Annotated in this window: 10 protein-coding genes and 1 pseudogene; 5 read left to right on the forward strand and 6 right to left on the reverse strand. The window is 76.8% G+C overall.

Translation table 11 applies throughout. The features are described 5' to 3' along the window. Nucleotides 1-111: 111 nt before the first annotated feature. The 3 genes from ACZ6S8_RS26995 to ACZ6S8_RS27005 all read right to left on the reverse strand — a co-directional run bounded on the left by ACZ6S8_RS26995 (nt 112) and on the right by ACZ6S8_RS27005 (nt 1,770). Nucleotides 112-513, reverse strand: a complete 402-nt coding sequence (locus tag ACZ6S8_RS26995; protein ID WP_469459978.1) for a hypothetical protein — start codon at nt 511-513, stop codon at nt 112-114. Nucleotides 514-634: 121 nt separating this feature from the next. Next, on the reverse strand, nt 635-1,270 hold the full coding sequence (locus tag ACZ6S8_RS27000) for an alpha-ketoglutarate-dependent dioxygenase AlkB (protein ID WP_469459979.1): 636 nt from the start codon (nt 1,268-1,270) through the stop codon (nt 635-637). A gap of 116 nt (nt 1,271-1,386) precedes the next feature. Further along, a complete protein-coding gene (locus ACZ6S8_RS27005; protein ID WP_469459980.1) occupies nt 1,387-1,770 on the reverse strand; it encodes an RNA-binding S4 domain-containing protein in 384 nt (127 codons plus the stop codon). Nucleotides 1,771-1,904: 134 nt separating this feature from the next. Between ACZ6S8_RS27005 and ACZ6S8_RS27010 the strand changes: the two genes are divergently transcribed. The 4 genes from ACZ6S8_RS27010 to ACZ6S8_RS27025 all read left to right on the forward strand — a co-directional run bounded on the left by ACZ6S8_RS27010 (nt 1,905) and on the right by ACZ6S8_RS27025 (nt 6,156). Next, complete coding sequence (locus ACZ6S8_RS27010) at nt 1,905-2,300, forward strand: TOBE domain-containing protein (RefSeq protein ID WP_469459981.1); 396 nt, start codon at nt 1,905-1,907, stop codon at nt 2,298-2,300. A 215-nt stretch (nt 2,301-2,515) separates the two neighbouring features. Next, entirely contained in the window at nt 2,516-3,337 is an 822-nt protein-coding gene (gene modA / locus ACZ6S8_RS27015; RefSeq protein WP_469459982.1) for a molybdate ABC transporter substrate-binding protein, read from the forward strand. Nucleotides 3,338-3,490: 153 nt separating this feature from the next. Then, a complete protein-coding gene (locus ACZ6S8_RS27020; RefSeq protein ID WP_469459983.1) occupies nt 3,491-5,428 on the forward strand; it encodes an ABC transporter permease in 1,938 nt (645 codons plus the stop codon). A gap of 35 nt (nt 5,429-5,463) precedes the next feature. Next, a complete protein-coding gene (locus tag ACZ6S8_RS27025) occupies nt 5,464-6,156 on the forward strand; it encodes an alpha/beta fold hydrolase (RefSeq protein WP_469459984.1) in 693 nt (230 codons plus the stop codon). 46 nt (nt 6,157-6,202) lie between these two features. Here the strand turns inward: ACZ6S8_RS27025 and ACZ6S8_RS27030 are convergent, their stop codons facing one another. The 3 genes and pseudogenes from ACZ6S8_RS27030 to ACZ6S8_RS27040 all read right to left on the reverse strand — a co-directional run. Beyond that, nucleotides 6,203-9,001, reverse strand: coding sequence for a phosphodiester glycosidase family protein (locus ACZ6S8_RS27030; RefSeq protein WP_469459985.1), 2,799 nt, complete (start codon nt 8,999-9,001; stop codon nt 6,203-6,205). A 268-nt stretch (nt 9,002-9,269) separates the two neighbouring features. Next, a complete protein-coding gene (locus ACZ6S8_RS27035; protein ID WP_469459986.1) occupies nt 9,270-11,366 on the reverse strand; it encodes a SpoIIE family protein phosphatase in 2,097 nt (698 codons plus the stop codon). A 252-nt stretch (nt 11,367-11,618) separates the two neighbouring features. After that, nucleotides 11,619-12,869: pseudogene (locus tag ACZ6S8_RS27040) on the reverse strand (DUF6777 domain-containing protein); the annotation flags it as partial. Between the two features lie 181 nt (nt 12,870-13,050). Here ACZ6S8_RS27040 and ACZ6S8_RS27045 point away from each other — a divergent pair. Beyond that, nucleotides 13,051-14,322, forward strand: a complete 1,272-nt coding sequence (locus ACZ6S8_RS27045; protein ID WP_469460012.1) for a streptophobe family protein — start codon at nt 13,051-13,053, stop codon at nt 14,320-14,322. Nucleotides 14,323-14,325: the final 3 nt, after the last annotated feature.

Here is a 14,325-nt window from a genome sequence, read left to right on the forward strand (position 1 = left end):
TTCTCCTTGGGAGTTGCTTGCTCGGCAGAAAATGCACGGATGCGTAGACGTACGGGCGCACGGAGGTACGGACGTACGGAGGTCAGGGAAAGAAGGGCGAAGAAGGCCGGTTCAGCCGATGCCGGGCCGGGTCGGGTACCGGCCGCTCGCGCCGCCGGTTATGGTCCGGGCCCGCGTCCCGGCCCGCACTGCACTGCGGGTGGGTGTCGCGGTGGGCGGTGCGCCCGCGGGGAGCCGTTCCGCGTCGCGGGAGGCCGTCGCCTCCCGGGCGCCGGGGGTGTCCGGCCGCCGGCCGAGGCCCCCCGCCGCGATCGGGGCCGGCGCAGAGGCCCCGTCCGCGGCGAGGAAGCCCCGACGGCTCCAGCCGGGCCCGATACCGGCTGTCGCGCCCTGACCGCCCGGTACGGCGGTCAGGCGCCCGATCAGTGCGCACAGCGGCCCCGTACCGGTCGGGACGTCCACGAGCGCGGGCGCCGGTGCGCCCTGCTCGATGGTGCTGCCGTTGATGCTCACGTCTGGTCTTCGGCGCCGCGGGCCGGGCGGATTGGCCGTTCAGCCGGACGGATGAAAATTATCTCGGCCGTTGACGTCCCGCGGCGGGCCGCAGCGGGCGGCGCACCAGCGCAAGCGCAGGTCAGCGGACTCCGCGGGTGCGGAACTGCACGCTGATCCGGGGTCCCACGGCCCGCGCCGACTTGGGCACCGCGTGCTCCATCGTCCGCTGACAGGAGCCGCCCATCACGACGAGGTCCCCGTGCCCGAGGGGCAGGCGCAGCAGCGTGGCCCCGCCGTCGCGGGGGCGCAGCACGAGGTCGCGCGGATCCCCGACGGAGACGATGGCGACCATGGTGTCCTCGGTGGAGGAACGGCCGGTCCGGTCGCCGTGCCAGGCGACGCTGTCGCGCCCGTCCCGGTACAGGCACAGCCCGGCGGTGACGAAGGGCTCGCCGAGCTCGGCCGCGTAGTACAGGGTCAGCGCCTCGCGGGCCTCGGTGAGTACGGGGTCCGGCAGCGCCTCCCCCTCGCCGTAGAAGGCGAGCAGCCGGGGCACGTCCACCTCCCGCTCGTACATCTGCCGCCGCTCGGCCCGCCAGGGCACGCCGGCGGCCAGTCGCCCGAACAGCACGTCGGCGCCGGTCAGCCAGCCGGGCAGGTGGTCGACCCAGGCTCCGGCGCCGAGCGCGGTCCGCCGGATGCCGTCGAGCGGGCCGAGCAGGACCTCGTCCCCCTGGTCGAAGAGCGAGCCCTGGAGGCCCTGGACGGCGTGCATGCCACCACCCTACTCCCGAATCCGAACACCTGCTCGAATAGCGGCGGCGGGCGCCCCTGCACGGCTCCCCGGACACGGCTCCCCGGCGCGACCACCCCGGAGGCGGCCGCGGGCCCTCAGCGGCCGCGCAGGTTCTCGATGTCTCGGCGCTCGCGCTTCGTGGGACGGCCCGCGCCGCGGTCGCGGATGCCGACGACGGCCGCCTCCACGCGCGTGGGCGGCGGCGGGCTGTTGTCGACGAAGCACTCCACCGCGACCGGCGGCCCCACCCGCTTGGACACGGGGCGCCGGACCACGACGATCCGCTCGCGCCCCGCGTGGAACAGCCGCACCTCGTCACCCGCGCGCACCGGCTGCGCCGGCTTGGCGCGCTCCCCGTTGACCCTCACGTGACCCGCCCGGCACGCGGTCGCGGCGGTCGCGCGGGTCTTCGTCAGACGTACGGACCAGATCCACGCGTCCACGCGCGCGGTGCCCGTCGCGGTTACCTCATCAGCCATGCCACGACTCTAGCGAGGCGGGCGGAGGATTCCGGAACGACTTTTGGCGGATGCGACAAGGACCATGGCACTTACCATGGAGATGCCCCCAAGGGAATTGCACATGCGGCACAACTGCACCTACCTTGTCGCACATGCAGTCCTACACGATCGGCCAGGCGGCTCGTCTGCTGGGCGTCAGCCCCGATACGGCACGCCGCTGGGCCGACGCCGGCCGGGTCGCGACCCACCGCGACGAGGGCGGCCGACGCCTGATCGACGGCCGGGCCCTGGCCGCCTTCTCCGTGGAGGTCGGCCAGGGCGCCCACACCGAGGACGGCGAGCCGTACACCTCCGCGCGCAACGCCTTCCCGGGCATCGTCACGGCCGTCACGCTCGGCGACGTCGCCGCTCAGGTCGAGATCCAGGCGGGTCCCCACCGGCTGGTCTCCCTGCTCACCCGCGAGGCGGTCGAGGAGCTCGGCCTGGAGGTCGGCATGCGGGCCACCGCCCGCGTGAAGTCCACCAGCGTGCACATCGACCGCGTCTGACCCCCGGAGGCGGCCGGCGCCCCGGCGCCCGCCCACCCCCGCGGCCGGGGCCACGGTGCTGCGTACCCCGCACCCCGCACCCCGACGCGCCGCCTCCCGACCCCGCACCTCCCGTCCCGTACGTCCCCACCCGCTCCGCCGTCACCGGCGCGGGGTCACCACCGCGCGGTACCGGCACCCGGCCGGCCGCCGACCCGACCGAGGAGCACCAGCTCATGTCCCTGACCCTGACCCCCCGCCGCGCCGCGGCCGCCGCTCTCACCGCCGCCCTGTTCGTCCCCCTGACCGCCTGCGGGGGCGGTGACGGGAAGCCGGCCGCCGACTCCTCCGCGAGCGCCCCGGGCACCGGATCGGCCTCCGCCGAGCCCAAGGCGGCGAACCTCACGGTGCTCGCCGCGTCCTCCCTCACCGACGTGTTCAAGACCGCGGGCGCGGCCTACGAGAAGGCCCACCCGGGCACGAAGGTCACCTTCTCCTTCGCCGGTTCGCAGGAACTCGCGGCGCAGGTGAAGCAGGGCGCCCCGGCCGACGCGCTGGTCACCGCCGACACCAAGACGATGGACGGCCTCGTGTCGGAGACCGGCACCCCCGCGGTCATCGCGAAGAACCGCCTGGTCATCGCGGCGGGCAAGGGCAACCCGTTCAAGATCGACGAGCTGAAGGACCTCGCCGACGCCAAGCTCAAGGTCGTCCTGGCCGCGCCCGAGGTCCCGGTCGGCCGCTACAGCAAGGAGATCCTGGACAAGCAGGCCGTCACCGTGAAGCCCGTCTCCCAGGAGCCCAACGTCCGCGCCGTGCTGAGCAAGGTCGAGCTCGGCGAGGCCGACGCCGGTCTCGTCTACAAGACGGACTCCGCCAAGTCCGGCGACAAGGTCGTCGCCGTGGACATCCCGGACGACCAGAACGCGGTCGCCTCCTACCCGGCCGCCACCCTGAAGCAGTCCGAGAACGCCGCGGCCGCCGCCGCGTTCGTGACCTGGCTCAGCAGCCCGGAAGCGCAGAAGATCCTCCAGGACGCGGGCTTCCAGAAGCCGTAGCGGGCACCGCGCCGCACGCCGGGTCCGGGGGACGGGCGGTCCCCCGGACCTCCGGACGGCGCGCGGTCCGGCGGCGCGGTCGGCGCCCCCGCGGGCGCGGCCGGCCGCCGTACGCTTCTCACGCCGCCGTAACCCCCCAGCCAGGAACCCCTCATGAGCAGACTCCGCACCCGCACCCGACCCCCCGTGGCCCTCGCGCTGCCCGCGCTGCTCGCCGTCGCGTTCCTGCTGCTGCCCCTCGTCGGCATCCTGTCCCGCACCCAGTGGGGCGACCTCGCCGCCCACCTCTCCAGCCCCGGTGTCGTCGAGGCCCTGAAGCTGTCGCTGCTGGTGTCGCTGTGGGCCCTCGGCCTCTCGCTGGTCCTCGGCGTACCGCTCGCCTGGCTGCTGGCGCGCGTCGACTTCAAGGGCAAGCCCCTCGTCCGCTCGCTCGTGCTGCTCCCCATGGTGCTGCCGCCGACCGTCGGCGGCGTGGCGCTGCTGCTGGGCTTCGGCCGCCGCGGACTGCTGGGGCCCTGGCTGGAGGACGCCTTCGGGATCACCCTCCCCTTCCACACCTCGGGCGCCGTCGTCGCGGCCACGTTCGTCGCGATGCCGTTCCTCGTGATCAGCCTGGAGGGCGCGCTCGGCGGTCTGAAGCAGAGCTACGAGGAGACCGCCGCGTCCCTCGGTGCCCCGCCGGTCCGGGTGTTCTTCACGGTCACCCTTCCCATGGTCGCCCCGGGCCTGATCGCGGGCGCCGCGCTCACCTGGGCCCGGGCGCTGGGCGAGTTCGGCGCCACCATCACCTTCGCGGGGAACCTGCCGGGCACCACCCAGACCCTCCCGCTCCAGGTGTACCTGCTGCTCCAGGACCAGCCCGAGGCGGCGACCTCCGTCTCCCTGCTGCTCCTCGCCATCGCCATGGCCGTACTGATCGCGCTGCGCGGCCGCTGGACGGGCACCCCGGTCGCCCGCACCGCCGCCGAGGCGCCGAAACCGGCCGAGGAGACCCCGCCCCCGCTCCCCGCGGTCGAGCCCGTGGAGCCTGCCGGGCACGCCTCCCGCGACGGCGGCCGCTGGCCCCTGCACGCCACCGTCACCGGGTTCAACGACCTCACCCTCGACGCCGAGCCGGGCACCACCATCGCCGTCGTCGGCGAGAACGGAGCCGGCAAGACCACCCTGCTGCGCGCCCTGCTCGGCCTGACCCCGCGCGCCCACGCCGACCTCGTCCTCGGCGGCACGGACGTCACCGCGCTGCCCCCGCACCGGCGGCAGGTGGCCTGGGTGCCGCAGGACGGCGCGCTGTTCCCGCACCTGAGCGCCCTGGCCAACACCGCGTACGGGCTGCGCGCCCGCCGGGTGCCGCGCGCCGACGCCCGCCGCGAGGCGCAGGCCTGGCTGGACCGGCTCGGCGTCGGGCACCTCGCCCGGCGCAGGCCCGCGCAGTTGTCCGGGGGCCAGGCCCAGCGCGTCGCCCTCGCGCGGGCGCTCGCGGCCCGCCCCCGGCTGCTGCTCCTGGACGAGCCGCTCGCCGCCCTCGACCAGACGACGCGGGCCCACGTCCGGCACACGCTGCGCACCCACCTGGCGGGCTTCGGCGGGGTCTGCCTCATCGTCACGCACGATCCCGTGGAGGCGGTGTCCCTGGCCGACCGGGTCCTCGTACTGGCCGACGGGCGGACCCTGCAGGACGCGCCGCCCGCCGAGGTGAGCCGCCACCCGCGCTCCCCCTGGGTGGCCCGGATGCTGGGGCGCAACGCCTGGCCCGGCACCGCCTCGGCCGACGGCCTCGCGCTCGCCGCCGGGGGCCGCCTCGTCGTCGCCGAGACGCTGGCGGAGGGGGCGCAGGCGCTGGCCATCATCGCCCCGGAGGCCGTGTCGGTACACCGGGACCGCCCGGGCGGCAGCCCCCGCAACGTCTGGCGGGGCACCGTGCGCGAGGTCACCGCCGTCGGCAGCCGGCTGCGCGTCCTGGTCGTCTCCCCCGAGGCGCCCGATCTGGTCGCGGAGATCACCCCGCAGGCCGCCGCCGAGCTGGGCATCGCCGACGGCGTCCGGGTGTGGACGAGCGTGAAGGCCACCGAGGTCACCCTCGTACCGCTCTAGCGGGCGGTGTCGGAGGGCTCGGTTACCGTGCCCGCATGACGAACTTCGTACTGGTGGCAGGTGCCTGGCTCGGCTCGTGGGCGTGGGACGAGGTGGTCCCGGAGCTGCGGTCGGCCGGGCACGGCGTCCACGCCCTCACCCTGTCCGGTCTGGCCGACCGGAGGGGCGCGCCCGCCGGGCAGCGGACCCACGTGCAGGACGTCGTCGGCGAGGTGGAGCGCCTCGACCTGCGGGACGTCGTCCTGGTCGGGCACAGCTACGCGGGCATCCCGGTGGGACAGGCGGCGCAGCGCATCGGGAGCCGGCTGACCCGTGTGGTCTTCGTCGACGCCGGCGTCCCGGCGGACGGCGAGTCCTTCGTCTCGGGCTGGCCGGACGGCAGGGCCGCGGTGGAGGCCTCGATCGCGGAAAATGCCGGTTTCTGGCCGCCGTTGGCCACCGCGGACTTCGCAGGACAGGGGCTCGACGCCGCGCAGACCGCCCGGATCGTCACCGGCTCCACCCCCCACCCGGGCGCCTCCCTGACGGAACCGGCCGTGCTGGCGGGCCCCCTGGGCGCTCTCCCCGCCACGTACGTCAAGTGCCTGCTCGACGGGGTGGATCCGGGGCCTGACGTGGCCCGGCTGCTGACCGGCGGGAACTGGCGGCTGGTGGAGCTGGACACGGGCCACTGGCCCATGTTCTCCCGGCCCCGGGAGCTGGCCCGGATCCTCCTCGACGCGGTCTGAGCCCACCGGGTGGCGTCCGGGCACCGCCCGCGCCCGGACCGGCGGTTCACGGCGGCGGCGCCGTCGACGCCGCGATCCGGGGCGGCGGGGCCGTCGGCCGTACGGAGAGCCAGTCGCGGCCGGGGCCGGGGAAGGCGTCGGCGCCCACCAGGGTCCAGCCGGTACGGGCCGCAGCGAGGGCGAGCACGCCCTCGGACCGTCCCGCGGCGAACCGCGGGGCGCCGACGGTGAGCACTGCGGCGCCCTTCCCGGTGGCGCGCCGGAACTCCGCGAGGCAGCGCGCCAGCAGGGCCTCCTCCTTGCGGTCGACGGTGCGCACGGAGTACCGGCGTACGACGGCCAGCGCGCCCGTTCCGGGATCCCGGGCGGCGGCCTCCAGCGCGGCCCGCAGGGCCCGCACGCGCTCCAGCCCGCCCCCGTCCAGGGTGCGTCGGGCGGTGTCGAGCGGCACGAACCGTACGCCGCGGTGCAGGAACGGCCGCCGCTCGGCGCCCGTCACCACCAGGTCCGCGCCCGTCACCGCGGGGTCCGCGCCGGCCCCCCGGACGGACCCGGCGCCGGGGGCGACGGCGAACCGCCAGGGCCGGGCGCGGACCTCGGCGCCGGTGGCCACCGCCGGGTCGGGCCGGACGGGCTCGCGGGCGGCGGGCCCGGTGGGCGGGGTCCGGGCGGCCAGGGTGTCCAGGAGCAGCCGCCCGGGACGGGTCCCGCCGGAGGCGGAGAGCCCTGTGACGGTGAGCGGCCGCTGCGGCGCGGCGGGCAGCGGGAGCGAGATCTCCCGCCAGCCGGTCCAGTCCACGGCGGGTCCGCGCACCGTGACGGCGGCGCCGTCCGCGTCGGCCAGTTCCACGGCGGGCCGGGCCCCCGAGCCGTCCCCGCCGACCCGGAGCGTCAGCGTCCGGGCCAGCTCCGGCACGGGCAGCGGCCGGGGCGGGGTCGCCGAGGCCTCGGGGGCCGGGGGCGCGGCCGGGACCGCCGGCACGCCCGGCGGTGGAGGAAAGGGCGGTACCGACAACAGGCCCGGCGGCCGGAGTCGCAGGGCGAGCCCGGGCCCCGGGTCGCCCCCGGCCGGGGCCGCGTCCGGCCCGGTCCAGGCGGCGGCGTCCTCCATCCCGGCGAGCTCCCGGGCGACCAGGCCGACGCCGAGGGCCAGTTCGGCGGTGACCCCGGTGGACCGGACGGTGGCCAGCAGCCGCCCGGTGGCCCGGGGGACGAGGGCGGTGACGGTGAAACCGCCCCCGGCGCCGCCGGTCACGCGCCACCGCGAACGGTCGTACCGCAGGGTCACGTCCCGGGGTTCGACGGTGGTGGCCGCGCCCTGGGCGTCGTACCCGGTCAGCACGAACCCGGCGCTCTCGCCCGCCTCCGTGAGGCCGATGCGGTCCGGCGCCGGGCGCAGCCGGGCCGGCGGGCCGAGCACGTCCAGGCGGAGCGTGCCGCGGGCGGTGCCGAGCCGGGCGGAGGCCGTGACGCTCCCGGCGCGCGGTGCGCGGAGCACCCCGTCCGCCCCGATCGAGCCCGCCGTGGCGGACCACCGGGGGCGGCCCGCGGCCGGTCCGAGCGCGGCGTCGTGGCCGGTGGCGGTGAGGGTGCGGGTCAGACCGGGGAAGACGCGGGCGGCTCCGCCGACGGCGTCGATCCGGAAGGCGGCGGGCCGGCCGGGGCCCTCGGGGGCGGTGAGGACGATGCCGTTGGGCACCGGGCGCGGGCGCCCGTCGGAGGGGGCGTTCTCCAGGACCGGGGCCACGACGCCGCTGACCGCCGCGAGGAGCGTCGAGGAGCCGCCGCCGTCGAGGTTGAGGGCCTCGTGGGCGCCGCCCCGGTGCATCAGCCGGCCCAGCGCGGTCAGGGTGAGGCCGCCGCTGTCGCGCTGGCGGCCGTCCACCGTGAGGAGGCGCAGGCGGCGCCCGTCGCGGGAGAGGCCGACGGCGGTGCGCGGCGCGGCCGCGTTGTTCGGGGCCCCGTCGTGGTCCTGCGGCACCCCCGCCACGACGAGCGGCTCCCGGCCGCCGACGGCCTCGGCCGGCGCCGGGCCCCGGTCGGGCGCGGGCCGGGCCGCGACCGCGACGGGGTCCCCGGGGCGCAGGGCGGCGAGCTCGGCCGCGGACCCGCCGAAGCCGAGCAGCAGGGTGGTGCCGGGGGCGGGACGCCGCTGCGCCCGGGCGGGATCCCCGGGCGGCCGGACGGCGGTGACCCGGCCGTCGCGTACGTCGACGGCGGCGGCGGCGTCCCGGTCCGGGATCCCGGTGCCCGCCCAGGCGTCGGTGTAGGCGGCGATGCCGTCGGCGGGCGGCCGGGCCGTGTTGTAGCCGGTGAGCGGGCGGGCGATGCCGCCCGGCAGGGTGACGCCTCCGGCGAGGCCGATCCCCAGGACGCGCCCGCTGCCGTCGGCGCCGAATCCGACGGCGCGGCCCGCTCCGGGTTCCGCCGCGTGGAGCAGCCGCCCGGCGGCGAGGCCGGGGCCGAGCGGGGCGCCCGTACGGCCGATGTCGAAGAAGTCCCCGTTGACGGCGGCGACCACGCGCCGCCCTGGGCCGGGCCGGTGCCGGGCCGCGGCCTCCGCGACGGTGGCGGCGCCGGCGCCGCCGAGGTACTCGGCGCGTACCCCGCTGCTCCCCCCGAGGTCGACGACGAGCTCGTCGATCCGCAGCCAGCGGTCGGCCTCCAGCCGGTCGTACGACTCCAGCCGGATGCCCGGGGCCACCTGGCGGCCGGTCCGGTCGGTCTCGATGCCGTCTGCGGCCCGGTCGGCGGGGGCCGCGTCCGCGGGACCGGACAGCACCGCGGCGAGGACCACGGCGAGCAGCAGCGGGAGCACGGGCAGCGGCGGGCGCGGGTTCGACACCCGGGAAGGATGGTCCCCCTGAGGCGGTCCGAACGCCGCGAACCGGGCGCGGACCTGCACGTTCAGCCGTTCGGGCGCCCGTCGAACGGCCCGGACGCGGCCGCGGCCCGCCCGGGTTCGGCGCCGCCGCGCCGGTCAGCGGGCGGCCACTTCCGCCCCGGAACGTTCCCCGGGAGAGGCGGCGTCCCCGCGACCTGCCCGGCTCACCGCCGCGCTCCGGGGCCCGGCCGGGGTCATGCCGCTTCGGGGGCCCGACCGGCGTCATGGCTCACGCGGCGGCTTCCGGCATCCCCTCCGGCCCGGCGAGGTCGAACTCGCACCACACGCGCTTCCCGCCGCCCCGCGGCTCCACGCCCCAGGCGTCCGCGAGCCGGTCCACCAGGAGCAGGCCGCGCCCCGACTCCTCCCAGTCCCCGGCGTCGCGCGGCCGGGGCAGGGCGCTGCTGGAGTCCTCGACCTCGAACCGGACCCGCCCCTGCGGCGTCAGCCTCAGCCCCACCTGGGCGCCGCCGTCGGTGTGGACCAGGGCGTTGGTCATCAGCTCGTCCGCGGCCAGTTCGATCTCGTCGGCCCGCTCCCCGGCACCCCAGGCGGCCACCGCCGCCCGGATCAGGTGCCGGACGGCCGTCGGGGCGTCCGCGTCGCCCGGGTCCAGGCGGTGGCGCAGCGGGCCCCCGCCGCGTGCGTCGGGGGTGCCGCGCCGGCGCAGGACGAGCAGGGCCATGTCGTCGCCGCCGCCCGCGTCGCCGATGAGGTCGCAGAGCACGTCGGCGAGTTCCTCCACGTCTGCGGGGCCGGTGTGGACGGCCTCCATGAACTCCCGCATGCCCGTGTCCGCGTCGCTGCCGGGCCGTTCGATCAGGCCGTCCGTGCAGAGCAGCAGGGTGTCGCCGGGATGGAGTTCGAGGCTGGTGACGGGGTATCCGGAACCTGTCGCCGCCCCCTCGTTCGGGGCGGCGTCCCGCGCGGGCAGGCCGATGGGGAGGCCGCCGGCCACCTGGATGCGGTGGCAGCTCCCGTCGCCGCGCCGCACGACCGGGTCGAGGTGCCCGGCGCGGACCATGCCGATCATCCCGGTGTTCAGGTCCACCTCGGCGTACGTACAGGTGGCGAACCGTTCCGTCTCCAGGTCGCGGAGGAACGCCGAGGCCCGTTCCATCGCCGCGCCGGGCGTGTGCCCCTCGGTGATGTAGGCGCGCAGGACGATCCGGAGCTGTCCCATGACCGCCGCCGCGTCCGTGTCGTGACCCTCCACGTCGCCGATCATCACGCCGACCCGGCCCTCGCCGAGCGGGATCACGTCGTACCAGTCGCCGCCGACGTCCCGTCCCATCCGGGCGGACCGGTACCGTACGGCGATCCGCGCGCCCGGCACGTCCGGGATGCGGCGGGGCAGCATGGCGCGCTGCAGCCCTTCGGCCAGGTCGTGCTCCTGCTCGAAGAGGATGGCGCGCTGGAGGCTCTGGGCGATGCCGCTGCCGAGGGCCATCAGCAGGTTCCGCTCCTCGGCGGTGAAGTCGCCGTCCCGCGTGTAGAGCAGCCCGAGGGCGCCGATGGGGCGCCCCTGGGCGATGAGCGGCAGGTAGACGCCGCTGCGCACGGCCAGCGGCTCGATGTACGGCCAGAGCTGCGGATAGCGGCGCTGGAACTCCTCCCGCGAGGCGAGGACCACCGGCTGCATGGTCCGTACGGCCTCGCTCATCGGGAACTGCGCGTCGATCCGCGTGTACTCGATCTCCGGGACGTACGAGCCGAGCTGGCCCTCCGCGACCAGGTGGATGCGGCCGCCGTCGACGACGCCGAGCATCACGCTGACCGCGCCGAGGTGTCCGAGGGCCTCCGGGTCCTTGAGGGTGTCCGTCACGTCGTTGACGGTGCGGGCGTGGGCCAGGATCGCCGTGGTCCGCTCGACGACCCCCGTCATCCGACGCCGTCCCTCGTCCCGCTCGCCGGCGGCGCCCGGTTCGCCCGGGTCGTGGGCGGCGTCGCGGAGTATCCCGATGATGCGGTACGGGCGGCCGTCGTGCTTCCGCAGGACATGGCCCTGGAGGTGGGTCCAGGCCGGGGAGCCGTCCCGGCGGCGGCTGCGGACGTACGCGCCGTAGTGGCTGCGGCCGTCCTTCAGCGCCTGCGCGACCCGGGCGTCGAGCCGGGCCGCCTCGGCGGGCGGGATCCGCAGGCCCAGCCCGGCGGGCGTACCGGGGAATTCGTCCGGCCGCAGGTCGAGCACCTCGAGGGCGGTCGGGTCCAGGTGCATCCGACCGCTGTCGAGGTCCCAGTCGAACGTGCCCATGCGGTTCAGCGCGAGACTCGTGTCCGGCCGCGCGGGCCAGCCGACTTCGGGGTTCTCTCCCCTTCGGCCCATGGAGCAAGGGTCTCACTCCAGCCCGCCGGTGTCCCAGCGGGGAGCGGGGCATCGGCTGACCCGCGCTCGACGCCCCGGCTACGGGGCGGGGGCCGTTCCGGATTCCGTGGCGGTTCCGGATTCCGTGGCGGTTTCCGTGCCCGGGGAGGAGGGCGGTCCGGCCGGCCGGCCGGACGTCGCCGTTCCGGTCGGGGTGCCGCTCCGGTCGGTCAGCCCCGGCTTCTGCTGCGGGCCCGACGGGGAACCGCTGTCCGACGGGGAGCCGCTGTCCGACGGTGTGCCCGGGTCCGTGGGGGTGCCGGAGTCCGTCGGCGTGCCCGGGTCGGTGGGCGTACCCGCGTCCCGCTGCCGGTCGGTGTCCGTCTCCGTGGGCGTGCCCGGGTCCGACGGGGTACCGGAGTCCGTGTCGGTGGACGGGCCGGTCGGGGTGTCCGAGTCGCTCGGCGTACCCGAGTCCGCGTCCGTGGGCGGGTCCGAGTCCGTAGGCGTGTCCGTGTCGGACGGCGAGCGGGACGGCGGGGCCGTCGTCACCGGAGGCGTCGGGACCACCGGCGGATCGACGCGCCGGTCGGGGTCCGGCTTCGCGCCCCGGTCGCGCTCGTACCACCGCTCGTCCTCGTGGTCGTAGATCACGATCTTGTTGACGATCTTCACCGAGGGCGCGATCACCACCACGTTCTGCGGGTGGTACGCGCTCCACGGCTGCCCGTACCGCTTCGAGTCGGGCTTCAGGGGCACCGGCTCCCCCAGCGGGTTCCCGCAGGCGCACCGCACCCGGGGCACCCCCCGGTCGTCCACCAGTACGGCCGTTCCGGCCTGGAGCACGGCCTGGTAGGGGCTCGCGCGGCCGCCCTTGTACCCGTGGTTGGTCACCCGGGTGTCCAGACGCAGCCGGACCGGCGTGAGGGAGCGCAGGTACCCGGGTACGGCCGCGGGCCGGATGCCCAGGGCCTCGGCGAACGCGCTGTTCTTGGCCGGCTCCGCCCCGAGCACCCGCACCTGCTTCTCGACGTCGCAGCTGGCCAGGTCCTGGGTACCGCCGTACAGGCCGGGCTGGGCACCGCTGACGGTGCGGGTGGTGGTGGTGCCGGTGGTGGGCACGGGGCCCGTCGGGGTCGGCCGGGATTCCTGGGCCCCCGGCGCGGTCGCGGTGGACTCGGTGAACGGGTCCTGCCCCGCGGAACCCGCCGGCTGGAGGAAGACCTCGCCGCCGGTGGCGGTCGGCGTACCGCCGGGGCGGGTCAGCACCACGACCAGCGCCACGGCCGCGGCCACCGCCACGAGCGCCGCCGCCAGCCGGGGCCCGGACCGCCACCAGGGCCGCCCGGGAGGCGGCCCGCCGGGGGGCTGCCCGGAGGAACCGGAACCGCCGCCCGGGGGAACCGGCCCGGACGGACCGCCCGGACCCTCCGGGGGCGGACCCTGCCGGCCACCGGAGAGCGGCCCGGACGGAGGGCCGGCGGGACGGTCGGACGGCGGTATGCCCGAGGGTTGCGTGGTCACGGATGTCCTCCGTACGCAGAAGTTCCGGTCCCGGCTGGACGCTCCGCCCGTAGACCCACCCATACGGGTGCATTCCTTGTAGTATCCGGGCACCCGTCGCTCCACCGCGCGACCGGGTGGGCCGTTCAGGTGGTGGCCGGAGCCGGGCGGTGCCTACCGTTGCAGGGTGAGCCGTACGCCGATGGCACCGCCGACCGGGGGGTCCACCACGGCGGCGTGGCGTGACGCGCTCGTCGCCGTCGTCGCGGGTTTCGCGGTGATGACCGCGGTCGGCGCGGCCGGGCTGGCCTGCGCCGGCGCCGGCGACCTGCCGGACGGAGCGTTCCCCCGCGTGGTCGCCGCCGTCGTCGTCCTGGCCGCCGGCGGGTCGGTCGAGGTGTCGGGCGGGGCGGGTTTCCTGGCCGGCGCGGACGCGAGCCTGGCGGTCATGCCGCTCTCGGTGAGCCTGGCCGGGGCCCTGACCGCCGGATTCTGCTTCCTGCGTCCGCTGCACAACCGGGCCGTTGCACGCCCGCGCGAACTGGCCGGGCGGGCACTGCCGTTGGTGGTGCTGTGGCTCCTCGTGCTCACCGGCGCCTCGCTCCTGGCCCGCCAGACCTTCGGGATCTCCACCGGCGACTCCCCCGTCGGCGAGATCGGCGAACTCCTCGACTCCGCGCCGACGGTGGGATTCCGTGCGGCCGTTCCCGCCACGCTCCTGTTCGGACTGCTGTGGATCCTCGGGGTCTTGCTGGTCTGCCTGCTGGTCTCCCGCCGCGCGCCGCTGCCGTCCGGGCTGGTCCGCTTCCACGCGGCGGTGCGGCCCGCCGCGTTCGCGACGGTGGCGCTGCTGCTCGCGTACGTCGTCCTCGGCGTCGGCGTCGGGCTGGTCGTGGCCGCGACCCGCGGCCACCCGGCGCAGACCCTGGCCGTGGTCCTGCTCGGCCTGCCGAACCTGGTCTGGATCGCGCTCACCCTGGGCTTCGGCGGGGCCTGGCAGGGCCGGGTGGAGGGGCCGTTCGGGCTGCCGGTGCCGCAGCTGCTGGACCAGGTCCTGCGCGGCCCCGACCTGTCGACCGTCGACGTCGCCTCGCTCGCGGAACGGGACGCCCGCGCCTGGTGGCTGGTGGTGGTCGCCGCCGTCCTGCTGCTGGGTGCGGGTGTGCTGACGGCCGTACGGTCCCCCGCGCACGTCCGCCCCTGGCAGCACGCCCTGCACCTCGGCGTGTCCCTGGCACTGGCCACGTTCGCGGTGTGTCTGCTGGCCGGGGTGCAGGCCCGGTTCGGGCTGTCCCTGCTCGGTATCGGGGACGTGGACGGCCTCGGGGGCCGGGTCGAACTCACCGCCCTGCTCGGGCGCACGGTGGGCCTCGCCCTCCTCTGGGGCGCGGTGGCGGGCTTCCTCGGCGCCCTGCTGGCCCGCCCCCTGCACCGGCGGGGCCGCGTCGACGACCCGGCCGGCGCCCGGCGGTAGACC

This window comes from Streptomyces sp. NPDC048461 (assembly GCF_055587105.1).

Coding starts and splice junctions, on each gene's coding strand:
- modA (WP_469459982.1), top strand. CDS start 2,516: ATGTCCCTGACCCTGACCCCCCGCCGCGCCGCGGCCGCCGCTCTCACC.
- ACZ6S8_RS27035 (WP_469459986.1), bottom strand. CDS start 11,366: ATGGGCCGAAGGGGAGAGAACCCCGAAGTCGGCTGGCCCGCGCGGCCG.
- ACZ6S8_RS27045 (WP_469460012.1), top strand. CDS start 13,051: ATGGCACCGCCGACCGGGGGGTCCACCACGGCGGCGTGGCGTGACGCG.
- ACZ6S8_RS27025 (WP_469459984.1), top strand. CDS start 5,464: ATGACGAACTTCGTACTGGTGGCAGGTGCCTGGCTCGGCTCGTGGGCG.
- ACZ6S8_RS27010 (WP_469459981.1), top strand. CDS start 1,905: ATGCAGTCCTACACGATCGGCCAGGCGGCTCGTCTGCTGGGCGTCAGC.
- ACZ6S8_RS27005 (WP_469459980.1), bottom strand. CDS start 1,770: ATGGCTGATGAGGTAACCGCGACGGGCACCGCGCGCGTGGACGCGTGG.
- ACZ6S8_RS27000 (WP_469459979.1), bottom strand. CDS start 1,270: ATGCACGCCGTCCAGGGCCTCCAGGGCTCGCTCTTCGACCAGGGGGAC.
- ACZ6S8_RS27020 (WP_469459983.1), top strand. CDS start 3,491: ATGAGCAGACTCCGCACCCGCACCCGACCCCCCGTGGCCCTCGCGCTG.